The following is a 26,155-nucleotide window of genomic DNA, read 5'->3' as shown; positions in this document are numbered from 1 at the left end:
CGAGGGGGGGGCTGCGGGGCTCGCTCCGGGGGGCCGGCGCCCGGCGGGGGGGCCCCCCCGGCCGGGCAGCCAGGAACAACATTGTTCGCTCCACGGTGGGGGGGGTGCGGTTCACTCGAAGAAATCGCCGTAGATCTCCAGATACCGTTTGACCTTCCTGGCGTCCTCGAGCCGGCCGCGGCCGGCGAGGGCGGCGACGGCGGGCATGTAGGCGGTGAGGAATTTGTGCAACTGGTCGTGGGCCGGGCCGGTCATGGTGCAGCCCTGAATCAGCTTGTTGATGCTCACCTGCAACTCCGAGCCGGCCCGCTTGAGGGCTTCGCTGTCCTGGGAGAGGGGGGCGGAGCCGAGGAAGGACCGGGCCATCTCGCCGAAGACGAATCGGGTGTGCGGGTCCATCTTCCATTTCGCGCCGTCGTCCAGGTGCAGGCCTGCGATCTCTGCCGGCGCCGCCACGCGGTGGGTGGCGGACGCTTCGGCCGGCCGGTCGGAGACCGCGCTGCGGTCACCGCCGCAGGAGATGGGGGCGAGTGCGCAAAGAAGCAGACTGGTGGAACGCCAAGGGATACGCATCGAGAGAGTCCTCCTTCCCGTGCGGCATTCTATACCGGGGTTCCGGTGAGTTTCGCGGGCTAGAGGAGAAAGAGCACCAGGTAACACGCCAGGCCCACGCCGCCGGCGAGGGTCAGGCCGCCCTCCATGGCGAGGGCGAGGGAGAGTGCTCCGGAGAGCACCGAGAAAGCCCCGTTGACCGCCCAGAACCACGGGGTGTGCTGCCGGCCGAAGCGGCGCAGGCCGGCGGGGAACCAGGCCCCGAGAGCCAGTCCGGCGGGGATCAGCAAGGCGGCGCTGATCAAGAGGCGGGGGGCGAAGCCAAGAGCCAGGGTCGCGCGTAGCAGGGGGGGCATCACGAAGTGGAGTGCGGTGACGAAGAGCAAGGCTGCGGGCACCAGACGCCGCAGCGTGCGGTCGGACAGGCGCGAGGACAGCCCCGCCCCCGCTCCCGCTCCCAGCAGGAGGCAGGCCAGCACCACGCTGGCGGCGTAACTGGGGTGCGAGAGGTAGAGCACGAAACGCTGCAGCCAACTCGTCTCCAGCAGCATGAAGCCCAGGCCGAGTCCCGCGTAGTAGAAGCTGCCGCGCCAGAAGCCGGTGCCGCCCGGGATGCGACCGAAGAAGGGGGCGAAAAAGAGCAGGGCTGTGAACAGAGCCACGATCAGCAGCACCCGGCGCAGGACGAGGATCGATTGCTCGTTGACCGAGTGTTGCTCGATCACCTTCCGGTCCACGGGACCTAGGACCGAGACCATCTGGAAAAAGAAGGGGCGGTCGTCGGTCGGTGGGGAGAGGTCGATACCGTACCGCTCGAGCCCCCCGGTGCCCTCTTCGAGCACCGTGGCGATCAGCGAGGGCTTGGCGCCCGGTGGCACCGGCCAGAGGCGGGCGAAGCCGCGACGCCGGCCCACCGCGTCGATGGCGGCCAGGCGTCGGCTGTCGAGCGGTTTCGCGCTGACCAGCAGGTTGGCCACCGATCCGGCCTGCAGGACCGCCATGTGGGCCAGCGGATTGTCGGCGCCCCGGCGTTCGAGGGCCTTGCGGGCCAGCAGCACCAGGCGGACGGCCTCGAGGCGTCGGCGACCCTTCATCCAGCGGCTGATGGAAAGCACGCCGCCGTCTGCCAGGCGCGAGAGATAGAGTTCGAAGGCCTCCACCGTGTAGAGGTAGTTCTCCGACAGGGCGTAGGCCCCCGCCGCGGTGGCGGCCCAGCTGTCGATCAGGGCGACCTGCACCATGTCGTAGCGTTCGGTGGTGTGAGCCAGGAAGGAGCGGCCCTCCGAAACGATGGCGCGCACCCCGGGCAGGCGGTAAACGCCCCCGGAGAAGTCGCCGAAGACCTGGTCGACGGCTTCCACGATGCCCCGGTTGAGTTCCACGGCGTCGATGCGGGTGGCTCCCGCGGCCTTGCCGGCAAGGATGTCCCTTCCGCCCCCCGCGCCGATGATGCATACCTTGTCGGGCGTGAAGACCTGGTAGCCGGCGGTGGTCACGTCGTAGAGCAGGTGGTCGAGCGCGTCCGGCGAACCGTCGAGGCGGGTGATCACGGTCCCCGCCGAACCGTCCTGTTCGAGCCAGAGCTGGTCGATGGGGCGGGGTTGCCAGCGGTGCCCCATGCCCCAGCCGAAGGCGGAGGCAGGATCTTCGTGGAAGAACACGCCGTCGAAGACGGTCAGCCGCGCGGTAGGAGTCCAGCGCTCCCAGAGCAGGCGCCCTCCCTCGAGGTACTTCTTCGAGTAGCGCAGGGTGAAGGGAGTCTGCCAGGCCAGCAGTCCCGCCAGGGTCAGCGCTGCTACGGACGTCACCAGCCGTGTCCGCCGGGTCGGATACAGCGCCGCCGCGGCGAGCAGGGGCAAAAGGCCCGAGCCCGCGGTGACCAGGGGCGTGGGCAGGATGTCCATCAGCGGCACCACTGCCAGGGCTCCGAGCGCGGCGCCTGCCAGGTCGGCGCCGTAGATCGCCCCCAGGCGCTCGCGGGGCGTGTCCATCAGGATCAGGCAGATCACCGTGCCGATGGCGAGCAGGGGCAGCAACAGGGCCATCACCACCAGGGCGAGGCCGCTGGTGGGCAACAGGTTCTTTCCGCCGCCGCCTCCCGGTGCCTGGGCCAGCATGGGGGCCAGCTTGAAGATTACGACCACCGACCCGGGGAGGGTGACCGCGGCCAGGCCCAGGGCCGCCGGGAGGATCCGCGGGCCGGGACGACGCAGGGCCAGCCAGACCCCCGGCGCTCCGAGGCCGACCATCGCCAGGGAGATGGCGAGAAAGGCGAAGTGGTACCACACGACCACGCTGAGAATACGCGTGGCGGTGATCTCGAAGATCAGCGTCGCCGCGGCGACCAGGGCGATGGCCAGGGCCCGCGCGGGGGGGGCGCCGCGAGTGTCGCCGCTCATGGCTGCTCCCGCTGGAAGAAGGCCTGCCGGATGGGGTCGTTCACCGCGTCGAAGTAGAAGCGCTTGAATCGCGGATAGTCGGCGGCGATTCGGGCCGGCTCCGGCGGGCTCGCGATGTAGGCATCGAGAAAGGCGGGGAAGTCGGCGAAGCGTGCGCCCCGTTCCCCCAGGCGGTCGAGCAGTTCCGGGTTCCAGCGCAGGATCCAGCCTCGAAGCCGTCCGTAGCGGATCTCCCACAAGGGGACGAAGCGCTCGATCTCCAGCACCCGCGGCGCCGAGGGGTGGAAAATCAGGTCGGCCCGGCGTTCGCCGATGACGTAGTTCAGGTCGGCGCGTTTTTCGTGGCCCACCCGGCCGCGCTCGGCCAGTGGCCGGCGGGCGATGTGCCTGTCGGTCAGTCCCGTCTCGCACTCGATGGCGACCGGCACCCGGGCCTTTTCCATCATCCTCGCTTCGAGGCCGAGAAAGGCGACGCGCACGTCGAGGCCGTCGATCAGTCGGGCCAGGTCCTCGGCGCGCTGGTCGAGGAGGCGGACGACCTCTTCCCGGTAAACCTGTCTCTCGTTCGCGATGCCGTGATACCAGTCGGTGTCGCTCACCGGCGCGGGAGAGAGGATGCCGAGGGCCAGCAACAGGGCCGAGAGCACGAACTGTATTTCCGCCGCCCGCCGGGAGGTGTCGATCAGCATCAGTTCCAGCAGCAGCAACAGGAAAGGCAGGGCTGGGATCAGCATCCGGGCGAACATGAAATCGCCGCCGACCCGGGCTATGTAGACCAGCCAGCCCAGCGTGAAAAACGTCGCCAGCAGCAGCGCCCGGCGCTCGGTGTCCGCCGGCTGTCCGTCTCGGCGGCCACGTTTCAGCAGGCGGAGGAAGGCGAGCGGCGGCACCGCCAGCAGCACCCAGTAGCGCTGGAAAAAGATCCACAGGTAGGCGGCGCCCTGACTCCACCAGGCCTGCCCGGCGGATTTGGCCCAGTAGGTGTTGGGCAGCCAGGCACCGTAGGCGGCCAGGCGCCAGGCGAGCTGGCCGCTCCAGGCCGCGGCGGCCGTCGCCAGGACCCGCAGGGCCGGCCCCGGCCGCCGCGGCTGATCGACCAGCAGGGCGCCGGCGGCCAGGGCGGCGAAGAGCACGCCGTCGGGGCGGGTCAGGGCGGCGGCGGCGAGGGCCAGTGCGCCGCCCCACTCCATCCGTCGGGAAGCGCGGCGGGAGGAGAGGCAGAAAAAGCCCAGGGTGAGCAGGAAGGTGAAGAGAGAGGTTTCGAGGCCGCCGGTGGCCCAGATCACCGAGTCGGGCCACAGGGCAAAGCCCAGGGCGGCGATGGGAACGAGGAAGGGGCCGGCCTGGGCCTCCTTCCGCCAGCGCGCGCCGAGGGCGGCGAGCAGGGCCACGGTGCCGGCGTGGGCCAGCAGGCTGGAGACCCGGGCCCAGGGCTCCGGGTCCACGCCGGCCGCGAGTCCCAGGGCGATCCACAGGGTCCACAGCAGGTTGCTGTAGCCCTCGACCCACTCGCCCACGTTGAAGACCAGGCCATGGCCCTCCGCCAGGTGCCGGGCGTAGCGGAACGAGATGAAGGCGTCGTCGCAGGTCCAGGCCTGGCGCCAGGCGAGCAGGCCGCCCCAGGCCAGGGCGACCAGGCCCAGCAGCGGGAGAAAGGCCTTTTCAGCCGCCGCTCGTCGACTGCCGGCGGGCATCGCTCAGAGCCCGATCTCGCGGGAGGCAGAGAGACTGCCGAGCAGATGATCGATCACGCCGGGGGGGAAGACGCCCTCGGCTTCGAAGACCTCGCGTCGGGCCTCGAGGGCCGCGGCGACCTCTTCGGCGTTGGTGGGCACCCGTACGGCGGCGTCGGGGTTTTTCTCCACGGCTTCCGAGCGGGTCCGCTCGAGCCGGGCGTCGAGGTCGGCCAGCGAGTGCCCGGCCACCATCGCCTGGGCCACGGCCGCCAGCAGCAGGTGGGGGTGGGCCGAGCCGTCGGGCAGGCGGAACTCGATGGTGGGGGGGGTTCGGGTCAGGCCCTTGGCGTCCCGGGCCACCACGGGCAGGCGAACCAGGGCCATGCGGTCGAAGGCGCCCCAACTCACCCGGCTGGGAGCCTCCTTGCCCTGGCCGAGGCGTACGAAGGAGCCCTCCACCCGGTTGCCGAAGGCCATCAGGGCGTCGCCGTAGGCGACCATTCCGGCGATCAGCCAGCGGGCCGCGTCTTCCAGGTCACCGTCGGGGCTCAGGCCCGCCAGGTGCCGGCCACCCCGCATCGGTGAGAAGTGGATGTGCAGGCCACTGCCGGCGTGTCCCTTGCGCAGGATGGGCGCAAAGCTGCACAGCATGCCGCTGGCGTGAGCCAGGTTGCGCAGGACCCACTGGATCAGGGCCACCGCCTCGGCGGCCTCGGCCAGCGGGGTCAGGCTCAGTTCGATCTCGTGTTGCTCCCAGATGCGATCGTCGTGGCCGTCGGGCTCGATGTAGCCCACTTCGCTGTGGGCGTACTTCACCGGCAGGCCCATGTCTCCCGCGATGCCCAAGGCCTGGCGCCGCAGGCTCTCGCCGAAGACGAAGGGCGCAGTGGCGTGGTAGCCCCGGTCGTCGGCGCCGTAGATGTCGCTTTCGCTGCGTCGCTTGGCGAGGAAGAACTCCACCTCGCCCAGGGCCATCAATTGCACTCCGAGCCGCTCGGCCACCCGGGCCTCGGCCCGGCGGACGATGGTGTCAGGGCTCTGGGGCAGCCATGCGCCGTCGGGCCGGTGGTGCGAGCAGAGCAGCACCAGGCTGGGGCGGGGCGAGAAGGGGTCGAGAAAGGCGCTGGACAGCCGCGGGCGCAGCAGGATGTCCGAGGATGCGGTGGGGATGCCGTGGCCGGGGAAGAGGCTCGAACCGTCGGCCCGCTCTCCGCCTTCGAGCACGTCCCGCAGGTGCTTTTCGTTGCGCGGGACGAAGTCGAGGGTCTTCAGCCAGCCGTCGCCACCGATGTGCATCAGGCTGAGCAGACTCACGCGGCGTTCGGTGACTACGCGGACCAGGTCGTCCACCGTCCAGTAGGCGGAGGGTTTTCCGATCAGGTGCGCCAGGCGGCATGCGGGAAGCGTGGGTTCTTCGCTGAGCATCAGGACCAGATCTTTCCGAGAAAGGCCTTCATTTCGGGGACTCCTCCCTGGAAGACCAGGTAGCCGTCGTGGGGTTCGCGTTCGGTCATTTCGCCGGCGATGGTACGGGTCATCGTCTCGCGCACCGCCGCCGCGTCGTCGCCGTGGCGGCCGAGAGCCCAGCCCAGCTTGATGTAGGCCACCTCGGGCAACATGTTGGCCAGCGGAACCACTCCCAGTTCGAGAATCTCGCGACCCGTCTCGTAGACATACATCTGTACGAAACCCCAGAGGGTCTGCAGGGTCATGTAGAGGTGCACGCCGGCGGCGGCCGCCCGCTCGAGGGCGGGGTAGAGCTTGCGGTTGACGTGGCCGAGGCCCGTGCCGGCGATGACGATGCCGCGATAGCCCCGGTCGACCAGGGCGTCGATGATGTCGGGCTGCATGTTGGGATAGTAATAGAGAATCGTCACCTTTTCGTCGAAGAAGGGCAGCACTTCCACTTCGCGGTCTTCCCGCCGGCGGGCCCAGTCGTCCTTGAGGGGCGTGATTTCACCGTTGGAGACCATGGCCAGCGGGATGTCCCCCAGGGTGCGGAAGGTACTGCGGTAGGAGCTGTGCATCTTGCGCACCCGGGTGCCGCGGTGGAGCAGGTTGTAGTGGTCGGAGGTGGGGCCGAACATGCAGACCATCACCTCGGCAATGGGGCCGCGGGCGGCAGTGGCGGTGGCGTTGATCAGGTTGCGCGCGGCGTCCGAGGAGGGGCGGTCGGACGAGCGCTGGCTGCCCACCATCACGATGGGCACCGGCGGATTCTGCACCATGAAGCTCAGCGCCGCGGCCGTATGGTGCATGGTGTCGGTGCCGTGACCGACGACGATGCCGTCGCGACCTTCGCGGATCGCCTCGCCCACCCGCTCGGCCAGCACCAGGTACTGTTCGGGACCCATGTTCTCGGAGAAGACGCCGAAGAGCTTCTCCGTTTCCAGGTTGCAGATGTCGGCCAGCTCGGGCACCGAGCCGTAGAGTTCTCCGGGGGAGAAAGCGGGAATCACCGCCCCGGTGCGGTAGTCCAGCCGGGAGGCGATGGTGCCGCCGGTGCCGAAGAGCTTGACCGAGGGTTTGGCGGGATCGACGGGGAATTCTTTTTCGGGAATCTTGTAGTTCGCCTTGCGGTAGCCCGTCTTGTGCATTTCCTCGATGGTGTCGTAGCGCAGACCCACGTTGTAGCCGCTGGCCAGCTTGAGCACCAGGTGATCGGCGTCGGCTGTCTCCGAGCGGGGCAGCACCAAGCCTTCGAAGTGACCGCGGGTGCTGCGGATCGACACTTCGCACCAGACCGTGATGCCGAAACGCCGCATCACGCCGAGCATGGGTTCGCGGTAGCCCTTGTAGTCGTCCGAGGAGGTGGCCGCTGTGCTCATGATGCCTCCTTGATGTCCAGCGCCCGGGCCAGGGCGGCGCGCACCCGCACGGGGTCGAGTCGGCCTCTCCCGCCCCGCATCACCCGGCCCATCGCCCAGCGTAGCCGGGCTTCGGGCAGGTGGGTGCCCAGGGTGCGGGCTTGCTCGGCGGCCTCGGCCACCAGCGAGTCGAGGTCGTCGGTCTCGCCGCCGGCCAGGTAGGCGTGCAGCAGGTCCTCCGGCGACCAGGATGCTTCCCGCAGCAGCCGGTCGAGGGCGGGTTCGAAACCGTCGGGGTGGAGGCGCTGTTCCTCGAGGGCGCGCACCAGGGGGGCGAGGCGTTCGGCGGAGGGAAGAACGCGCCGCCCGCTCTCGCGCCAGAAATGCACCAGGCGCTTTTCCAGGCCCCAGGCCAGGCGCCGCGCGGCCTCGGCCGTGCGGGGAGCGAGCGTGTCGTAGAGCGTGGCCCATGGGGCGCGGCCCAGGCGTCGGGCCAGGGGGGCGGGCAGGCCGTCGGCGAGGTAGCGGTCCTCGCGCTCCCAGGGAGTCTCGTTGCGGCAGAGTTCGAGTTCTTCCACCCACGGATCGGGGATCGGCACGGGGGGCGTGTCCGTGTCGGGATACATCCTGTCGGGACCGGGGAGGATGCGTTCGAAATCGGTGGTGCCGTCGGGGTACGACTGACGGGTTTCGGCGGGAACGCCCACCAGCGCCTCGGCCGCCCGGGCGAGGATCTCCCGGGCCGCGGTAGAGACGTCCTCGGCCGGTCCCCAAAGTACCACCAGGCCGTCTTCGCGGTCGGCGCGCAGGGCCGAGCGGAGCTGCTTCCAGTGCAGGGTGCTCAGGCCGAAATCTTCCACGTCGGAGTGGATCATGAAGGGTTCGCCGGTCAGGCAGGCGATCACCCGGGCGCGGCCCCGCAGCTCGCGAGCGAAGTTGATGCCGGGTTGGGTGCGGTGGCGCAGCAGGCCGTCGAAACCCCGCAGGCGCACGGCGGCGAGCATCTGCTCCTGCTCGAAGGCGTGGCGTACGGGGGCGAACTCGCAATCGCGCAGCAGGCTGCGGGCATCGATCACCAGGTCGGAGACTTCCCAGGCCGGGCCCCGGGGGGCGATGGCGAAGAACTCCTCCTGCACGCCGCGCTGTCGCAGGGCTTCCCGGAGCCGCAGCAGGTTGAGCTGGCGGAAGGCCTCGATGTGCACCAGTCGGGGCAGGCCTCGGTGATTGTCCACGCCCTTGATCTCGATCCGGCGGCTGCCGGCGATGGAGACGTTGACGTCCTGGCGGGCGGCTCCCGGGCCGCGACGCACCTTGCCCGTGGCCCGGGCCACGGCGGCCAGCAGGCGGCCCCCGGCCTGCACGTCGAAGGGAGTGAGCATGTCCGGCTCGGTGACGGTTTCGATCAACGGCATGCCCAGCCGGTCGGTGACGAAGATGATGCGGTGGCCGATGTCGGAGACCTCGCGGCAGGAGTCTTCCTCGAGGGAGAGCTGCCTGATGCGCAACACCCGGTCGCTGCCGAGCTGGCTTTCGCGGAAGGGGATCGCGCCGCCCAGGCCCACCATCGCCGTGCGCTGAAAGCCCGTGGGGATCGATCCGTCCAGGTACTGCTTGCGCATCACGTGCAACTCGGAGACCAGATCAAGCTCCAGCAGGCGGCAGACTTCGAGGGCGATCTTCACCGCCTGCTTGTCGATCTCGAAGGGGGGCGTGTCGTCCATCTCGTAGGTGCACACGCAGCTTCGCTCGAGGCGGTAGATGATTTCCTTGCGGGTCTTGAACTCCATCAGAGCGGTGCCGTCGTACTCGCCGAGTTCGCTCAACGTCGGACGCATGTGCCGCAGGACCTCGGCATCCACGCGCCGGGCCTTGCGACCGGCCGGGCAGCGGCAGAAGAGTTTGCCCCGGGTGTCGAGCTGCTGATGGACTTCGAGCCCGGCCAGGAAGCCGAGGATCTCGTAGTCGGCGGGGGTCATCTCCTCGAGATCCCGGTCGGGGAAATCCAGTGGGGGCTGGCTGCGTGGGTTGAAATCAGCGGGGGGCCGAACGCCTCCCTCCCGGGGAGTTTCGTCGTGAGTCACGTTCTGTTGCCTCGGAATTCCGGCGTCTTCGGATTCGGGGTGCGGCCGGCGAGTATACCAGACGCCCGCGGACGTCTCCCCTCGCTGCGGCTTCCTTCAGCAGCCGCGTCCGGCGGCCGGTAGAAGTCCTGTCTTGCTCGGCGACATCCGCAATACTCCCGGGCATCCCGATGGTTCCCTTTCGTTCCGTCGATGAAGCCGGGATCCTGCAAGCCGCTGTCATCGTGCACGAGCTTGGAATGACGGTGGCTGGCCGGCTGAAGGGGGATCTGCGCAAGGCAAACCTCGTGATCGATGTGCAGGGAAAAGTCTCGCGGCTGCCGGGGGTCGAAGTCGACGGAGGGAAGAACGCTGGGAGATGGCTATCGACCTGGCGCGGGAAATCGGGGTACTCCCGGCTTGCCGTGCCCGCGGTGTTTCTCGCGACACCTTCTACCGTCGTCGCCAATCCGCACCGGGAACCGGCACTCGCCCCCACGTCTCCGACGACAATCCCTACTCCGAAGCCCACTTCAAGACGATCGAGTACCAGCCGGGTTTCCCCAACCGCTCTTGCGGGCACGATCACGCCATCTCTCATGGCCGCGTCTTCTTCCCCTGGTACGACAACCATCACCATCATCGGGCCCTCGCCAGGCTCACTCCGGCCGACGTGCATTTCGGCCGGACCACGGCCGTCATTCAAGAACGCCAAAGAGTCCTCGACGATGCTTTCCGCGCCCATCCAGAACGCTTCGTTCATGGCAGGCCAAGGCGCCCAGATCCCCCCCCCCCAGAATCCTGGATCGACCCACCCATGGAGGCATTGCCCATGCAGATGGCTCAGTAGGATCAAACCCGAAGTGTCTCGAAGTCGTTGACAGGCTCCGCCCCTCTTGACAAGGGGGGGGAGGAGGGGGGTAGAGTTGCGAACGATCAGCATATCACCATTGCTCGACTGCGCGCCACGAAAGGAAATATCCAAATGAAGACGAGGCCCACGTCGCTTTCGGTGCTGGCCGGTCTGGCATGCAGGAGTAGGCGTGTCGTGTCTTTCGTGCTGGCAGGACTGCTGTGCGCAATCCCCATGGGGTTTGCTGCGGAGGACCCCCCTGATCCAGACCCGTGCAAAACCTGCAAACTCGATTGTAGGGATGAGAGGGATGGCGAGTTCGAACACTGTAGTCAGATGTACCCGGATTACGCTGATCCTCAACGAGCAGCGTGCCTCAAGTCCGCTGTCATACAACATCAGCTCTGTCTGACGAATGAGTGCTACGGCGATGGCGAGCACCCGGGCCCCTGCTTGAATTCTCTGTTCAGCTTCTTGAATGTAGAGGTCATGTTCGTTGGGTCGGATCCTGGCGTTCCAACCAAGTACGTGTTCCAGGTTACCGCGGATTCGCCGGGAACGTACTACCTTTCGACGGCGAACATCGGAGCCATTGTGAGCAACGGCACTCCGCTGAACACGTTAGTCGTGACGATTAACGGTAATACTGTGCTCGATGATCCGAATTACGATCAGAAGACTGACACGAGTCAGCAGGTCTCGTTGCTGGAGGGTGTCAACATCATTGCTGTGTCTTCCAGCGCGACAGGAGAAGTGGAAATATTGCTGACGGACCAGCCAACGCTGTAGGCGAGGCCGGGCCGGAGCGATTGTGGTACGCAAGCGCCATTCTGCAGAAAGGACGCTGCTCCCCCTGCGGAGATGATGGTGAAGTGCCTTCCACATCAGGGCTCGAGCCGGGGCCGGCGCAGAACGATGAGGTACGAGCGCTCGTCGATGCGCTGGCCGCCCTCGCGGGCGAGGCCGGCCTCCTTTCCCCAGGCGCTGATCTCAGCATCGGTGTAGGTTCGCCCCTGGTCGGTCATGGCCAGCATGTTGACGGCAAAGAGGGCGGCCTGGCGGGGATGGCAGCGGTCTTCCTCGACCACGTTCTCGTGGATCACCACCCGGCCGCCGGGGGCCAGGTGGGCGGCCACTCGCCGGAGCATCTCCCGGTTGGGTTCGGGGCCACAGCCGTGGAGCACCTGGGAGATGAATGCCAGGTCGATGGGGTCGATGGGGTTTGCCGGCTCGCCGCGGTAGAGATCCCACGCTACCAGCTCGATCCGCTTTCGCAGGGGGTGGTCGGCCAGGAGCGCGCGGGCGACCTGGAGGGAAGGGGGCAAGTCGGCCAGGTAGCCTCGAGCCTTCGGCGCTCGCTCGAGCAGCGCCACCAAGTAGTGGCCCGGGCCGCCTCCCAGGTCGGCGATGACTCGCACGCCGTCCAGGTCGAGGGCGGAGGCCACCTGGCCGGCGCGGCCCCCGCTGACTGCGAACATGGCGCGGATGAAGTCATCGGTGGCGACGGGATCGGCCAGAAGACCGGGGCCATCGACCGCGGCGGGGAGTTCCCCGCCGCGGATGATCTCCTCGAGAAAAGCCCAGCGACGGAAAAGGCGGTTGCGATGGCGCAGCAGGTCGGCCATGCGCGTGGAGCCATCGCTGAGCAGGTCCTCGCGACAGGCCGGGTCGAGGCGGTAGCGTCCCTCGTGCTTGTGCAGCACCCCGAGGGACGTCAAGGCGTCGAGGAGAATCTCGAAGCCGCGCAGGGTGCCGCCCACCTTGTGGGCGACTTCCTCGGCGGCGGCGGGCTCATCTGCGAGGTGGTCGAAGACTCGCAGCTCGGCGGCGCAGAGCAGCACCTTGGCTTCGACGTAACCTTTCGACAGGGTACTGAGGTCTTCCGAATTCATGGGGCCTCCTCGTTGGCGGCGAAGATCTGGGTAAAAAAAATACATCCATCAGCGGCCAGGGCGCGGCGCCAGGCGGCGGTGGAACGCTGCCAGCGGCCGGCGATCGCCCGGGCCGGTAGATCCTCGCCGCGGCTGAGATCCAGGCGTTCCCAGGCGCGCAGCGCCTGCTCCCCGCCCCGGGCGCGCAGGAAGCGGATGATGCCGTCGTGTCCCGCCATGCGCTCGTCGGGAGGACGGGAGGCGACTTCCTTGGCCCGCGAGCGGGCCAGAGAGTCCAGAGCCGGGTCCCTTAGGAGGAGTGGCGCGCCGGCCTGCTGCCGGGCCCGCTGGAGGATGACGAAGACCTGATCGGCGACCTGGGCCTGGCAGATCCAGATCGAGCCCGCTGCCAGTAGCGCCAGGGCCCAGGGCCGCACGGTCTATTCCTCCGTCAACTCGTCCCAGGCATCGGCCAGGTTCGCCGCCGGGGAGAAACGGGGATCGGGCGATTCGTGTTCGGGGAAACGGCGGGAGAGTTCCGTGGCGTCGAGAGCATCGCGCGCGATGCCGGCGGCGAGGCTGCGGCGCGCCGTGTCCAGTACTTGCGCAAGGTAGTCCCGCTGCAGGCGAAGGTCGGCCAGCGTGCCGGTCACGCCGGCGGCCTTCGTGCCGTGACCAAAGATGAAGATCGTCGCGTCGTCGAAGTACTCGATGGCCCGCTCGAGGCTCACGATCCAGCCCTCGACCGACGCGCCGGAACTGCGGTCGATGAAGGGGAAGTAGCGGTTGAAGACCAGGTCGCCCATGTGCGCCACGTTGGCCTCCTCGAAGTGGACGATCGCGTCCGAGCCGGTGTGGGCGGGCCGGTGGTGAAAGACGTGGATCGTCTCGTCTCCGAAAGTGCCTTTCCAGGAAAGATCGAAGGTGCGGTCGGCCACTACCGGCTTCTTGCCGTCGCCTTTGCGTGCGGCGGCGTCCCGCTGGAGGTCAGGCACCTTGGCCTGGGCGACGATCGGCACACCGGCGGCGGCGAACACGCCGTTACCCGAGGTGTGGTCGCCATGGTGGTGGGTATTGATCAGCAGGTCCGGCACGCGGAGGCCGTGTTGGCGAAGACCATCGAGGAAGACCCTGGCCATGTCGGGGAACTGGCTGTCGACGGCGACCACGCCGTCTGCGGTGGCCAGCCAGCCAATGGTCCCACCCCGGCCCCGGAACAGGCCCACACTCCGGCGCAGGCCGCGCATGGCGCTCGAACCCTCGGCCAGCGGGAAACGCCAGTCGGCGGCGGCACACAGCACAGCGGACGATGCGAGGGCCAGAAAACGACGACGGGGAACAGGCATGGGAGATCTCCCTCAGAACGAGTCGGCCAGCAGCCAGCTCATCAGGGTGAAGGCCGCCAGGGAGCGGCGGAATTCCTCTTCGTCGACCTTGTCCAGTGTATCCGCGGCGGAGTGGTGATAGTCGAAGTAATGGGTCGAGTCGACGCGCAAGCCGAGGCCCGGCACGCCCTTTTTCACGATCGGACCGATGTCTGCCCCCGCGCCGCCGCGGGTCAGCTTCAACTCGCCCAGGGGCGCGAAGAGGGGCATCCAGGCCTCGATGCGAGCAGCGTCTTCGTCGCTGCCGGCGAAGGAGAAGCCGGTCGGTGCAAAGCCACCGGTGTCGGCCTCGAGGGCCGCGGCGTGGCGGTTCAACTCGGCTTCGTGATCGGCGAGGTAGGTCTTGCCGCCATCGTTGCCCTTCTCCTCGTTGGTGAAGAGCACCACGCGCAGGGTACGCCGGGGCACGAGGCCGGCCTGGCGGATCAGGCGCAGGGCCTCGATGGCGAAGATCACCCCCGCGCCGTCGTCGTGAGCTCCCTGACCGACGTCCCAGCTATCGATGTGGGCACCGATCACGACGACCTCTTCGGGCTTTTCCCGACCCCGCAACTCACCGATCACGTTGGCCGAGGGTTGGTCGGGCAGCTCGCGAGCTTCCATCTCCAGGCGGACGCGCACTGTCTGGCCCGACTCCGTCAACCGATGCAGGCTGGCGGCATCTTCCACGGTGATCGCCGCGGCGGGGATGCGCGGCAGGTCGTCGACATAAGGCTTCATGGCCCCGGTATGGGGAGTGCCCAGGCTGCGCGTGGTGACCGAGCGCACCAGCGCCGCCACGGCGCCGTGACGGGCGGCTTCTTCGGCACCCTTCCAGCGGTACGCGACGGCCTCGCCGTAGGCCTTGAACATCACGTCCATGGTTTTCATCGGGAAGTCGTAGAGCACGATCTTGCCCCGCACCGCCGCGCCCCGGCGTCGGAGATCGTCGAAGCTCGAGACCACCACGACCTCGGCTTCGATCCCGCCGGGGGGAGTGCCGACGCTGCGGCCGAGGCCCAACAGGGGGAGGTCGCGGGGGCCGGCGGGCTCGAGCAGAGTCAGGCGCTCGGCTCCGCGAATCCACGCGGTCACGGTCACCGGTTCGAGGCGGACGTTCTCCGCGCCATCGGCGTTCAGCGTGGCGGCGGCCCAGCGCAGGGCGCCCGCGAGGGCTTCGCTGCCGGCGGATCGGCCGCCGAAGCGGTCGCAGAGTTCCGCCAGGCGCTGGTAGGCGGTGGCATCGGCCAGGGCGGCGTCGATCAGCACTTCGGCGGCGGCCGCGGGATCACCGGGCGCGCTTCGTGAAAGCCTCGGGCCGCCGCCGCAGGCCGGGCCGAGCAGGGCGGCCAGCAGCAGGACGGCCGGGAGGGGCCGAAAGGGGGTGGGGGTCATGGGCGTCTCCTCGAAAAGGGTATGCCGGTTCAGCGCCAGGCCTTGGGCAGTTCGAGATACAACCGGCCTCCGCGCTGGTAGCCTGCGCCGATGACCTGCCCTCCGGCGCGGAGGGCCACCTGTCCGACCGGCGCGTCCGGCGCCGCGGCCTGCTCCCGCTCTTCGAGCAGGGCCAGCGCCTGGTCCCATTCCAATTCCACCACGCGTGCGCCCAGGTGGCGATCGAGGGCCCGCAGCACGCCGTTGGGCAGTCGGGGCCCCCGGGGCGTGCGGCGCAGGGCCCTCAGTCCCGGGGCGACGATTTTCAGTCGTGAGACGTCCGTATCCGAGCCGGCGGGACAGCAGCGGGAGAGGATCCACAGGTCCTTGCCGCGGGGCATGACGTGGTAGGTGTCGAGCACTTCCCGCCCAACGCCGAAGGGCTCGAGAGCGGCGCGGAGTTCCGCGGCCGCTTCCGGGTCGTCGACGGGTTCGACCCGGGGGCGGTCCTCCCGGCGGCTTCCCGACGTGTAGTGGCCGGAATCGGGGTCCTTGCGCAGCAGGCAGAGGAAAAAGCCCCAGGAGCCGGTCTGGTGCGGGTAGAGCCGCCGGGCCCGGGGCAGATCGGGGTGGAAACCGATTTCACCCCAACGGGTGAGGCCCGGGCTGCCGGGGATGCCGTCGGGGAGGGCTTCGATGCGCAGGTCGTCGCGCCGGGCCAGCAGGTCGCTGATCACCCCCTCGTTTTCTTCCGGGGCGTAGCTGCAGGTGGAGTAGACCATGCGGCCGCCAGGGGCCAGCAGGTCCGCGGCCCGGCTGATCAGTCGGCGCTGGAGGGCCCGGGCGCGCAGTACGCCTTGTTCGCCGGTGGGCTCGTAGCGCGGCCGGCCGACCCGGAAGATGCCCTCGCCGGTGCATGGGGCGTCGAGGAGGATGGCGTCGAAGGGCGCGGCGGCGGGAAAGCCGTTGCCGTCCTGCTGGACGGTGATCACCGAGGTGAGGCCCATGCGGGACAGGCTCTGGACCAGCAGGCCCGCGCGGGAAGCCGAGGGGTCGCCGGCGAGGATGCGCGCGCGGTCTTCGGCAAGGCTCGCCAGCAGCACGGTCTTGCCGCCGGGAGCGGCGCAGAGGTCGAGGATGCGCTCGCCGGGGTGAGGGTCGAGCGCGCGGCAGGGCAGGGACGAGACGACTCCCTGGCGAAAAGCCAGGCCGAAAACCACCTCGGGCAAGGCGCCGCCGGGGAGCGGAGATTCCAGCCGCAGGTGCCGCGGCGCCCAGTCGAAGGTTCGGGTGGCCAGGCCGCGGGCCTCGAGCCGCGCGGCGACCTCCCGCCGGCGCTCGGCGCCCCGGGGAACCATCAGGTCCACCGGCGGCGGCTCCTCCAGCGCGGCGAGAAAGCCCTGCATGTCGTCCACGATGGGACGGTAGCGCTCGAGCCAGCGCAGGGAGCGTTCGATGCGAGCCCGCCGGCCGGATCGTCGATCGTCGTTCATGGCGAAGAGGGTAGCAGGCACCCGATGGCGGTGCCGTGCCGGGGCAGGCGGTGCCGACCCGCCCTCGGGGGGCTTGCCCCGAGCGGCCCGGCGATGCAGCTTGGTTCAGGAGAGTTCGGGGTATCATGGGTCCCCGCTGTTTGTCGGGGACGAGGAGTGCGAGTCCATGCGACGTTTGCTTTTCCGGCTGGTTCCCGCGCTGCTGCTGCTGCCGATCTGTCTCGCAGCTTCCGACGGGCCCACCTGGGTGCGCATGCGCTACGAGGTGAAGCCCGGCGCGGGAGTTCCGGCGGCCTCCTACACGGTCATCCAGAAGCTCGAAGCCCCTCGGGATCAGCGCCGGCGGGTGCTCTTCACCGTCGGCGGCGGCGAGCATCCCGTCCGGTTGCGGGTGGACCTGCGGGTCAAGGGCGAGGGGCGGGGCCGGACCCACGAGAGTCGCTGGCTGCAAGCCTGGAGCCTCGACGGGTCGTCGTCCCTGGCGTTGACCATCGTGGCCGGGCAGGTCGAACTGCTTTTCGACGGGGAACTGATCGCCACCTGGGGATCGGAGCGCGACCCTGACGCGGCGGCCATCGACGCCCTGGCGAAGCTGGCCGGCCGCCTGCCCGCTTCCCTGGCGCAGGGGCTGGAGGCCTTCACCCGGGTCGGCTTGGCCCGGGAGACCGGCTTCGAAGCCGAGGCCCGTGTCCTGGCCCGGGCGCTCTTTCCCGAAGCGCTCGGCCTGCCCTTCGACGGCACCGCGCGCCGCGAAGTGATGGCGGTGGTGGGGTTCGATCCCCGCCGTCACCCCCCCCTGCCCGAGGAAAGGCCTTTCGGGCCGGCCTTCGGCATTCCCGGCGCCTGAGGCCCGTCGGCCGGCTGCCCGGGTACGACGCGCAACATCGGGTGCGTCCGCCGCCCGGCTTTCGGGCAACCGGCGCAGTTCGTTCCCGCCCGGCGGCGCCAGATGCGCAGCCAGTGCCGGGCCAGCCAGGCGCCCGAGGCGACGACGAGGGCCAGGGACAGGATCGTCTGCATCTCAGGCCCCCATCCAGCGCGCGACCTGGTAGACGATGACCGCCGCCAGGTAGGCCAGTGTCGTCATGTAGCTGAAGGTCAGCGCGGTCCAGCCCCACGAGCCCGTCTCCCGCCGGATCACCGCCAGGGTGGCCACGCACTGGCAGCAGAGGGCGAAGAAAACCACCAGGGAGAGGGCCACCGGCAGGGTGAACAGGCGGCGGCCGTCGGGCCAGTGGGCCCGGTCGAGCACCTCGCGCAGGGCACCGCCTTCGGCGGTGGCGTCGTCACCCACGTTGAAGATCGTGCCCATGGTGGCGATCACCACCTCCCGCGCGGCGAAGGAGGAGGCGACGGCGACGCCGATCCGCCAGTCCCAGCCGGCGTGGCGCACCAGGGGCTCGAGCAGCTGTCCGGCCTGGCCCAGCAGGCTGGCGCGGAGATAGGCGCCGGCCTCCTCCCGGTCGAGACGGGCGCTGTCCTCGGGCGAGGCGGCGGCGGCGCGGGCCTGCTCGTAGTGCTCGTGGATCGAGGCGGGGTGGGGAAAGTAGCTCAGTCCCCAGATCAGGACCGCCACGGCGAAGATCACCGAGCCGGCGCGAACCAGGAACGCGCGGCCCTGGTCCAGCAGGCGGGAGGCCACGTTGCGCCAGTGGGGCACCCGGTAGGGGGGCAGTTCCATCAGGAAGGGCGCCGACGGCCCGCGGAAGAGGGTGTGCTTGAAGATCAGCAGCACACCGGCGGCCACCACCACGCCGATCAGGTGGGCGCCGAGCAGGACCAGCCCCTGGAGGCCGATCCAGCCGCCCAGCCAGCGTCGGTCGGGGACGAAGGCGCCGATGAAGAGGACGTACACCGGCAGCCGTGCCGAGCAGCTCATCAGCGGGGCGACGAGAATCGTCGCCAGCCGGTCCTTCCGCGAGTCGATGGTGCGGGCGGCCATGATCCCCGGTACGGCGCAGGCGAAGCTCGACAGCAGCGGTATCACCGACTTTCCCGACAGGCCGAGGCGCACCAGCAGCCGGTCGGCGAGAAAGGCCGCACGGGCCATGTAGCCGCAGTCCTCGAGCAACGTGATGAAGAAGACCAGGACGAGGATCTGGGGCAGAAAGACCACCACGCCGCCCACGCCGCCGAGCACACCGTCGACCACCAGGCTGCGCAGGGGGCCGGCCGGCAGCAGGGCCTCGACCCCGACTCCCAGCTGGTCGACGGCGACTTCGATGACGGTCATCAGCGGGGCCGACCAGGAATAGATGGCCTGGAAAACCCCGGCCAGGATCAGCAGCAACGCGCCGCTGCCCCACAGGCGATGGGTCAGCAGGGCGTCGATGCGCCGGGTCAGCGGGGTCTTGTCCGGCTTGGGGCGGCGCACGAAGCGGCGCACCAGGTCGTCGATCCAGGCGTAGCGGGCATGGGCTTCGGCGCTGGCGGGTGTGCGGGAGCCCGGCATCTCCTCCCGGGCCGCGGTCACGGCATGTCGGAAGGCGTCACCGAGACGTTCGCCGAAGCGCCGCTCGAACTCGCCGCCCACATCCACCAGGCAGCGCAGCGCCTCGGCCCGGCAAGGCGTCCAGCCGAGCTTTCCGCTCGCCTCTTCGAGTCGGCGATGGACCTTGTCCACGCCTTCGAGCAGGGATGCGGGCAGATCGGCGCGGCCGCCGGGTCGCGGCGCGCCCCGGGAGATGGCTTTTTCGAGCGCTTCCTGCAGCGTCTCCAGCCCCTCGTTGCGATCCGCGGCGATGGGCACCACCGGAACACCCAGGTAGGCGCCCAGGCCGGCGTGATCGATCTCGATACCCTGGGCGCGGGCCCGGTCGCTCATGTTCAGGGCGAGGACCAGCGGCCGGTTCAGCTCGAGCAGTTGGGACACCAGGTAGAGATTCCGCGGCAGATTGGTGGCGTCGATGATGGCGATGATCGCGTCGGGAGCCTCGTCCACCAGTCCGTGACCGAGGAGGGCGTCGACGGCCACCATCTCGTCCCTGGAGCGCGCCGCCAGCGAGTAGGTGCCGGGCAGATCGACCAGGCGCACGCTGCGGCGCCCGAGTTCGAAGCGGCCCTGCTTGTGTTCCACCGTCACGCCGGGGTAGTTGCCCACCCGATGGCTGAGCCCGGTCAGGGCGTTGAAGAGAGTCGTTTTTCCGGTGTTGGGATTGCCGACGAGGGCGACCGTCGTCTCGGCCTCTGCTAGCCGCACTGCTCGACTTCCACCAGGGAAGCCTCGGACTTTCTCAGGGAAAGGCTGTAGCCGTGGAGCGAAACTTCCATCGGATCGCCGAGGGGGGCGAAGCGGACGACCTCCACCGTGGACCCCTCGATCAGGCCCATCTCCATCAGCCGCTGCGAGACGGCATGTTCTCCGAGGATGTGGGTGACGCGGCAAAGGCTGTCGGGACGCAACGTGTCCAAGGTAGGCATCGCGCCGGCTCCCTGGGTTCGCGGGAGAGGTTCTTGTTGCGAACCCGTCTCAACTACTCGAGATTAATGGTACTGTTTTTCCCGGGGGTGTCAACCGCGGAGCCGCCCGCCGGCAGGGGGCGGGACAGGGCGGCGCAGATCGGAGCCGCCCGCCGTTCCGGTGGGGGTCAGGCGCCGTAGATGAACGTGGCCAGCGATGCGACGGACAGGCCGCCGGGGTGCACGTGATAGCTCACCCCGTGAGTGCGGCACGACCCGCTGAGTGACGTGCTGACGTCGTGCCCGCAGTAACGGCCGAGCACGATCACCCGGTCGAAGCGATCGGCGGCGATGCGGCGTCGAAGGGTCGCGTAATCGGCCTGGTGGTCGCGGTAGCTCTCCTGCCACTCCACGGTGCTCCAGCCGAAGAACTCCTGGAAGAGTTTCTCCCGGCGCGGGCTGGGACGACCGCCGACCAGCAGGACGCGTTCGTGCTTCCCGGCGTTGCGACAGGCTTCGATCTCCGGCGGCCAGGGTCTGGCCAGGCTCTCGACCACGACCTGGACTTCCGGGTTCTCGGCCGCGTCGAGGGTGTCCAGCGATGCGGCGGGGGCCGGCTCGCTCCAGGACCGGCGCAGGGGGCGGAAGACCCGTCCCGAGCAGATCTCTTCCCGCCGCTCGCCGAGCACCCGGTTCAGGCGTTCGATGTCTTCCGGCCCGCCGGCGGCGCGCAGGGCGATCTCGGCCTGCAGCCGGGCCTCGGCGAGAAACTCGGCCGCGATGGTTTCGGTGCCCGCCACACGGGGCAGGCCGTCGAGATGGTAGATGGCCGTGCGCAGCCGCTCGAGGCTCTCGTCGAGCACGATCTGTCGCTCGAACTCCCGCAAGCGTTCGAGAGCCTCCCTTTTCTGCTCCTGTTCGGCGGCCTGCTGCGCGGCGCGCTGCGCGGCCCGCCGGGCCTCGATGCGCAGGTCCGCCTGGCGGGCGTAGGCGCGCCAGTCCTCGCCCTTCCGCTTCGGGTCGAGCAGAGGGGTCCAGCCGGGCTGGTAGTCCTTGCTGATGCGGGTCAGGATGCCGAAGGTCTGTTTGAGCAGGTCCGCCTGGCGGCCCACCGGGGTCGCCTCTTCCTGGATCGCCTTGAGGCGGCCGGCGATGGACGTCAGGTGGTCGCGAAGTTCCTCGAGGCTCATCTGCGGCGCCTGTTTGAGCAGGGCCCGGGCCTGTTCCCGCAGCAGGGCGATAGTCGGCTCGCTCTGCCGGCTGCGGCGAAGAGTTTCGATGCGCTGGTGGTGGATCTCGGCCGCGGCCACCGCCTCCTCGAAGCGTCGAACCAGGTCGGCGGTCAGGGGGTGGCCTCCGCGCTCGGCCACGGTTGCGAGTTCCCGCCAGAGAAAGCGAATGCCGGGCACACCGATGCGCCCGATGGCCTGGAGGCACTCGTTGGCGCGCGCCCGGATCGTCTCCGGGGTGGAGGCCTTCTCGACGGTCTCGCGCAGGGCGGCGAAACGGGGGGGATCCTTGGCGCCGGCGAGCTCGGCTTCGAGCTTGCGGCATTGTTCGAGGAGTTTGGTGCGAGTGTCCCGGGCCTGTTGCAGGCCGTGCTCCAGCCGGGTGGCCTCTTCCGGGAGGTCCGCGTCGCGCAGGTGAACGATCTCCTGTTCGAGCCGTTCGCAGCAGGCGGCGAGGATCTGACGCTGGGCTTCGAGGTGCGCCAGGCGGGAGCAGGCGGGGCCGGGCGCGAACTCCCGGCTCAGCCGCTGCCTCAGGCCCCGCTCCAGGGCAGCGGCCAGCCGCTCGTGGTCCACAGGTCCATCGTCGAGAGGTTCCGGGAACGGAACGGGGGCGCTCTGGCCGGCCGGAGTGTTCATGGTACTTTCGATTATGACGGAACTTCAGTCGCCCGGCGAAGCCGCCCCGGCCGACAGGGAGTGGACCGCCACCGCCGTCAGGATCACGCCGCCCCCCAGCAGGGACCAGGAACCGGGGATTTCCCCCTGGAACAGCAGCGCCCACAGCGGGTTGATCACCGGCTCGGCGAGCAGCAGCAAAGACGCCTCGAGGGCCGGCAGGACCCGCATCGCCCGGGTCAGAAAGACGTACGCCAGGCCGATCTGGAAGACCCCCAGGTAGAGCAACAGGAGCAGGTCCCCGGTGGCGATCGCCGTGGGGGCGCCCCACAGGGGCAAGGTGACCAGGCAGGCGACCAGGTTGCCGGCGGCCACGGCCCCCGGGGCGGAGCCGGAGCCTGCGTCGCGCCCCAGGCGGCGCAGGCCGATCAGGGTCAGCCCCCAGCACAGGCCGGCGGCGAGGGCCGCCAGGTTGCCCAGGCGGGGGTTGGGGGCGGTGGCCTGGGGGGCTTCGCCGCCGACGAAGAACAACGCCATGCCCGTGGCGACGGCTGCCATCAGCAGCAGATCCCGGCGCCGGCTGCGCTCCCCCAGCAGCCAGGGGCCCAGGAGCAGGACATGCAGGGGGGCGGTGGCCTGGAGAAAGATCGTGTTGGCGGCGGTGGTCAGCTTGTTGCCCACCACGTAGAGGATCATCGTCGCCGCGTAGGCGGCTCCCACCATCAGGGTCGGCCGGGTCCAGTGTCGCCGAGAGGCGGGGACCAGCAGGACCAGGGCCAGGAAGGCCAGGGCCGAGCGGCCGGAAGCCACCTGCCAGGCGCTCAGGGAGCAGGCCTTGATGGCGGCCCCCCCGGTGGAGAAGAGCAGGGCTGCGGCCAGCAGGCCCAGCCGGGCCGGGCCCGGGGTGCGCACGGGGTCAGGGCTGCCCTGCTTCCTCGCAGATGTCGAGGAGCAGGTCCAGGTCGGGAATCCTCACCGTGCGACCGTTGAACGCCGCGATGCCGTTGTTCTCGAAGTGGCGGATCACCCGGGAAATGCTCTCGGGGCGGGCTCCCACCATGGCCGCCATGTCCATCCGCGAGAGCGGCAGTTCGATGGTCAGCGAGCCGTCCTCCGCCACCGTGGCGAAGCGGTCCCTCAGGGCGAGCAGCAGATGGGCGACCCGCGCCCTGAGGGGAACGGCGACGATGCGCAGCTTGGAGTCCTCGGCCTCCCGCAGGTTGTCCGCGATGCGGCCGAGAAAGCGCACCCCCAGCGCCGGGTTGCGCTCGAGCAGGTTGCGGATGGCGGCCCGGTCCACGAAGCAGATCCGGCACGGCGTCAGGGCTTCGGCGGTTCCGCTGTAGCCCTGGGACGAGAAGTAGGCCAGGTAGCCCAGGGTGTCGCCCGCGTGGAAGAGGCGCGCCAGCAAAGTGTTGCCCCGTTCGTCGAACTTCCGCAGCGCCACGGTGCCTTCTTCGATGCAGTGGATGCCCAGGCAGGGGTTTCCCTGGTAGAAGATCACCTGTCCCGGCTCGTAGGAGTTGCAGACCTTGGAGCGGTTGACCTCGCGCAGTTCGTCCTCGCTCAGGGCGCACCACTCGGTCCGGTCCTTGATCTGGCAGGAAAAGCAGTTGGCCTGCCGGGAGTGGGCGCTTCGGCTCCCCGGGTTGGGCTGTTCGGGGGTCGTCATCGATTGCGGCATCCCATAGCAGCCTCGGGCCTCGATCTTGACGCAGATCAAGCGCTACTCTGATCCGCATCAAGGGCCGCGTCAAGGGTCTCCCGTAGACTCCATCGCGGGCTGCAGCCGGGATGAGCCGCGGCCCGGGTTGAGATGCAGCGGGAGAGAGACAGTGGGGTCTGTTCCGGAGCCAGTGCGACGGCTTCTCGGATGGCAGGATGTGATCCGGGGGCTTCGTCCAGCGGGACAGGTCCTGCTCTATCGGGGGCACCGGCCCGGAGGGGTCTTCGTTCTCCTCGCGGGCAGTGTCCGGCTCGAAGGCGGTGAAGGAGAGCAGGCACTCCGCCGCGAGATCGTCGCCCCGGAGGGCGCTGCCGTGCTCTTGCAGCTTCCGACCGAACTCGACGCGGAATCACCGGTACAGATCACCGTTGCGGCTGATGCGGACCTGGTTTTCGTTCCCGGGACCCTGATCGAAGCCGAGGAGCAGGTCGCCCGGGCTCTCGGCAGTCGCGGGCTGCGACGGGAAGGGCTGTTGGACCCGGAAGCGGGCTGAGATGGAGCTACGATGAACGCACAGATGGAGCAATTCGTCTACGACGACAAGGTCGTGCGGAAGTTCGTGTTGGCTACCGTCGTCTGGGGCATCGTCGGGATGTTGGCGGGGCTGCTCGCGGCTCTCCAGCTCGCCGATCCGCTGTTCAATTTCAAGATCCCCTGGATCACCTTCGGACGGCTGCGGCCCCTGCACACCAACGCCGTCATCTTCGCCTTCGCCGGCAACGCGATCTTCGCGGGGGTCTATTACTCGCTCCAGCGACTGCTCAAGACCCGCATGTGGAGCGGGCTGCTGAGTCAACTCAACTTCTGGGGCTGGCAGTTGATCATCGTGGCCGCGGCCATCACCCTGCCGCTGGGCATCACCCAGAGCCGGGAGTACGCCGAGCTGGAATGGCCGATCGACATCGCGATCACGCTGATCTGGGTCGTCTTCGCGCTGAACGTCTTCATGACCCTGAAGATACGCCGCGAGCGGCACCTTTACGTGGCGATCTGGTTCTACCTGGCGACGATCATCACCATCGCCATTCTCCACATCTTCAACAACCTCTGGGTTCCCGCCACGCTGACCGACAGCTATTCGATCTACGCCGGCGTGCAGGACGCCTTCATGCAGTGGTGGTACGGCCACAACGCCGTGGGTTTCCTGCTCACCACGCCTTTCCTGGGTTTGATGTACTACTACATGCCCAAGGCGGCGAATCGACCGGTCTTCTCCTACAAGCTCTCGATCCTCCACTTCTGGACCCTGATCTTCATCTACATCTGGGCCGGCCCCCATCACCTGCACTACACGGCCCTGCCGGAGTGGGCCTCGACCCTGGGGATGCTCTTTTCCGTGATGCTCTGGATGCCCTCCTGGGGCGGCATGCTCAACGGCCTGCTGACCCTGCGAGGGGCGTGGCACAAGGTGGCCGAGGACCCGATTCTCAAGTTTTTCGTCGTGGCCGTGACCTTCTACGGCATGTCGACCTTCGAAGGGCCGCTGCTGTCGATCAAAAAGGTCAACTATCTTTCCCACTACACGGACTGGACCATCGCCCACGTTCACGCGGGGGCGCTGGGTTGGGTCGGTTTCCTGATCTTCGGCATGCTCTACTGGCTGGCGCCGCGCATCTTCCAGGCCGAGCTGTGGAGCAAGAAACTCTCCGAGGTGCATTTCTGGATCGGCACGATCGGGATCCTGCTCTACATCGTCCCGATCTACGCCGCCGGCCTGACCCAGGGTCTGATGTGGCTGACCTTCGACGAGGCCGGCCGGCTGGCGTATCCCGATTTCGTCGAGACGACCCAGAAACTGATGCCCATGTACTGGGCGCGGGTCGTCGGCGGCAGCCTCTACATCACCGGGACCCTCCTCTGCGCCTGGAATCTGCTGATGACCTGGCGCCGCCGGCCGGCGACCTACGAAGAGACGGTGCACCAGGCGCCCGCCCTGGCCCGCGATTTCAAGCCCACGGTGGACTCGCCTTCCGATCTCGAGGCCAGCGGCGCCCACGTGGCCAACGTGGCCTACCGCCTCGAGTACTTCATGAAGGCCCGCTGGCATGCGAAGTGGGAGTCGCTCCCGTTCTTCTTTTCCGTGATGGTCGCCGTGACCGTGATCGCGGCATCGCTCTTCGAGATCATTCCCACCTTCCTGATCAAGTCCAACGTGCCCACCATCTCCAGCGTCCAGCCCTACACGCCGCTGGAGCTGGCCGGCCGCGAGATCTACATCTCCGAGGGCTGCTACAACTGCCACTCGCAGATGGTGCGGCCGATCCGGGCTGAAACCGAGCGCTACGGCGAGTACAGCAAGCCCGGCGAATTCGTCTACGACCACCCCTTCCAGTGGGGCTCGCGCCGCATCGGACCCGACCTGCATCGGGTGGGGGGCAAGTATCCCGACCTGTGGCACCTGCGGCACATGAAGGACCCCGAGTCGATCACTCCCCGATCGATCATGCCGCCCTTCCCGTGGCTGCTGACGGAAGACCTGAACTACGAGAACATCCCCAAGTACATGACGGCGATGAAGCGGCTCGGGGTGCCCTACGACCAGAGCGAGGTGGATCGCTCGATCGACTACGCCCGGGCCCAGGCCAAGGGGATCGCCGACGGCCTGGTCGAGCAGGGAGAGTCCGAGGGGCTCGAGAACAAGAAAATTGTCGCCCTGATCGCCTACCTCCAACGTCTCGGTACCGATATCAAGAAGGAGCCCGCCGCCGGCACCCAGGCCGCGGGAACCGACTGA

The 26,155-nt window shown here is 68.7% G+C and carries 21 protein-coding genes; 5 read left to right on the top strand and 16 right to left on the bottom strand.

The window, feature by feature from the left end; genetic code table 11:
* Nucleotides 1-111: 111 nt before the first annotated feature.
* Genes Q9Q40_08235 through gatE form a run of 6 tightly spaced genes read right to left on the bottom strand, consistent with a single transcriptional unit; the run spans nt 112 to nt 9,515 of the window.
* On the bottom strand, nt 112-573 hold the full coding sequence (locus tag Q9Q40_08235) for a hypothetical protein (GenBank protein ID MDQ7007207.1): 462 nt from the start codon (nt 571-573) through the stop codon (nt 112-114).
* Nucleotides 574-632: 59 nt separating this feature from the next.
* On the bottom strand, nt 633-2,951 hold the full coding sequence (locus Q9Q40_08230) for a hypothetical protein (GenBank protein ID MDQ7007206.1): 2,319 nt from the start codon (nt 2,949-2,951) through the stop codon (nt 633-635).
* The gene (locus tag Q9Q40_08225; GenBank protein ID MDQ7007205.1) at nt 2,948-4,645 is read right to left on the bottom strand and encodes a hypothetical protein; all 1,698 of its coding nucleotides are present in this window, start codon (nt 4,643-4,645) and stop codon (nt 2,948-2,950) included. Before Q9Q40_08225 ends, Q9Q40_08230 begins: the two co-directional genes overlap by 4 nt.
* Nucleotides 4,646-4,648: 3 nt before the next feature.
* Nucleotides 4,649-6,052, bottom strand: a complete 1,404-nt coding sequence (locus Q9Q40_08220) for a glutamine synthetase (protein ID MDQ7007204.1) — start codon at nt 6,050-6,052, stop codon at nt 4,649-4,651.
* The gene (gene gatD / locus Q9Q40_08215; protein MDQ7007203.1) at nt 6,052-7,455 is read right to left on the bottom strand and encodes a Glu-tRNA(Gln) amidotransferase subunit GatD; all 1,404 of its coding nucleotides are present in this window, start codon (nt 7,453-7,455) and stop codon (nt 6,052-6,054) included. The genes Q9Q40_08220 and gatD overlap by 1 nt, the downstream gene beginning before the upstream one ends.
* Nucleotides 7,452-9,515 carry a Glu-tRNA(Gln) amidotransferase subunit GatE gene (gene gatE, locus Q9Q40_08210; protein MDQ7007202.1) on the bottom strand — a complete coding sequence of 688 codons (2,064 nt, stop codon included), beginning with the start codon at nt 9,513-9,515 and terminating at the stop codon, nt 7,452-7,454. Before gatE ends, gatD begins: the two co-directional genes overlap by 4 nt.
* Nucleotides 9,516-9,873: 358 nt before the next feature.
* Here gatE and Q9Q40_08205 point away from each other — a divergent pair, with 358 nt between their 5' ends.
* The gene (locus Q9Q40_08205; protein ID MDQ7007201.1) at nt 9,874-10,344 is read left to right on the top strand and encodes a hypothetical protein; all 471 of its coding nucleotides are present in this window, start codon (nt 9,874-9,876) and stop codon (nt 10,342-10,344) included.
* 135 nt (nt 10,345-10,479) lie between these two features.
* Nucleotides 10,480-11,136, top strand: coding sequence for a hypothetical protein (locus tag Q9Q40_08200; GenBank protein ID MDQ7007200.1), 657 nt, complete (start codon nt 10,480-10,482; stop codon nt 11,134-11,136).
* A gap of 95 nt (nt 11,137-11,231) precedes the next feature.
* Here Q9Q40_08200 and Q9Q40_08195 read toward each other — a convergent pair whose 3' ends face one another.
* The 5 genes from Q9Q40_08195 to Q9Q40_08175 are packed head-to-tail and all read right to left on the bottom strand — an operon-like array spanning nt 11,232 to nt 16,470.
* Nucleotides 11,232-12,239: a methyltransferase gene (locus Q9Q40_08195; GenBank protein MDQ7007199.1), complete on the bottom strand. Its 1,008-nt coding sequence runs from the start codon at nt 12,237-12,239 to the stop codon at nt 11,232-11,234.
* A complete protein-coding gene (locus Q9Q40_08190) occupies nt 12,236-12,655 on the bottom strand; it encodes a hypothetical protein (protein MDQ7007198.1) in 420 nt (139 codons plus the stop codon). Before Q9Q40_08190 ends, Q9Q40_08195 begins: the two co-directional genes overlap by 4 nt.
* A 3-nt stretch (nt 12,656-12,658) precedes the next feature.
* On the bottom strand, nt 12,659-13,564 hold the full coding sequence (locus Q9Q40_08185) for an MBL fold metallo-hydrolase (protein MDQ7007197.1): 906 nt from the start codon (nt 13,562-13,564) through the stop codon (nt 12,659-12,661).
* Between the two features lie 12 nt (nt 13,565-13,576).
* The gene (locus Q9Q40_08180) at nt 13,577-14,977 is read right to left on the bottom strand and encodes a M20/M25/M40 family metallo-hydrolase (protein ID MDQ7007196.1); all 1,401 of its coding nucleotides are present in this window, start codon (nt 14,975-14,977) and stop codon (nt 13,577-13,579) included.
* A 29-nt stretch (nt 14,978-15,006) separates the two neighbouring features.
* The gene (locus Q9Q40_08175; protein MDQ7007195.1) at nt 15,007-16,470 is read right to left on the bottom strand and encodes an RsmB/NOP family class I SAM-dependent RNA methyltransferase; all 1,464 of its coding nucleotides are present in this window, start codon (nt 16,468-16,470) and stop codon (nt 15,007-15,009) included.
* A gap of 145 nt (nt 16,471-16,615) precedes the next feature.
* On the opposite strand from Q9Q40_08175, the gene Q9Q40_08170 reads away from it, so the two are divergent.
* Complete coding sequence (locus Q9Q40_08170; protein MDQ7007194.1) at nt 16,616-17,296, top strand: hypothetical protein; 681 nt, start codon at nt 16,616-16,618, stop codon at nt 17,294-17,296.
* A gap of 174 nt (nt 17,297-17,470) precedes the next feature.
* On the opposite strand, the gene feoB is transcribed toward Q9Q40_08170, so the two are convergent.
* The 5 genes from feoB to Q9Q40_08145 all read right to left on the bottom strand — a co-directional run bounded on the left by feoB (nt 17,471) and on the right by Q9Q40_08145 (nt 23,367).
* Entirely contained in the window at nt 17,471-19,648 is a 2,178-nt protein-coding gene (gene feoB, locus Q9Q40_08165) for a ferrous iron transport protein B (protein ID MDQ7007193.1), read from the bottom strand.
* Nucleotides 19,639-19,869, bottom strand: a complete 231-nt coding sequence (locus Q9Q40_08160; GenBank protein MDQ7007192.1) for a ferrous iron transport protein A — start codon at nt 19,867-19,869, stop codon at nt 19,639-19,641. Before Q9Q40_08160 ends, feoB begins: the two co-directional genes overlap by 10 nt.
* A gap of 167 nt (nt 19,870-20,036) precedes the next feature.
* Nucleotides 20,037-21,716, bottom strand: coding sequence for a hypothetical protein (locus tag Q9Q40_08155; protein ID MDQ7007191.1), 1,680 nt, complete (start codon nt 21,714-21,716; stop codon nt 20,037-20,039).
* Nucleotides 21,717-21,740: 24 nt separating this feature from the next.
* A complete protein-coding gene (locus tag Q9Q40_08150; protein MDQ7007190.1) occupies nt 21,741-22,607 on the bottom strand; it encodes a DMT family transporter in 867 nt (288 codons plus the stop codon).
* Between the two features lie 4 nt (nt 22,608-22,611).
* Nucleotides 22,612-23,367, bottom strand: coding sequence for a Crp/Fnr family transcriptional regulator (locus tag Q9Q40_08145; GenBank protein MDQ7007189.1), 756 nt, complete (start codon nt 23,365-23,367; stop codon nt 22,612-22,614).
* Between the two features lie 211 nt (nt 23,368-23,578).
* Here Q9Q40_08145 and Q9Q40_08140 point away from each other — a divergent pair, with 211 nt between their 5' ends.
* Together Q9Q40_08140 and ccoN are read left to right on the top strand one after the other, a co-directional pair.
* On the top strand, nt 23,579-23,914 hold the full coding sequence (locus tag Q9Q40_08140) for a hypothetical protein (GenBank protein MDQ7007188.1): 336 nt from the start codon (nt 23,579-23,581) through the stop codon (nt 23,912-23,914).
* Between the two features lie 12 nt (nt 23,915-23,926).
* Nucleotides 23,927-26,155, top strand: a complete 2,229-nt coding sequence (gene ccoN, locus Q9Q40_08135) for a cytochrome-c oxidase, cbb3-type subunit I (protein MDQ7007187.1) — start codon at nt 23,927-23,929, stop codon at nt 26,153-26,155.

Source organism: Acidobacteriota bacterium (assembly GCA_030949985.1).
In the GTDB taxonomy this organism is placed as follows: Bacteria; Acidobacteriota; Polarisedimenticolia; order J045; family J045; genus JALTMS01.
The sequence above is the reverse complement of the archived record's forward strand: the minus strand, read 5'-3'. Positions and strand labels throughout refer to the sequence as shown.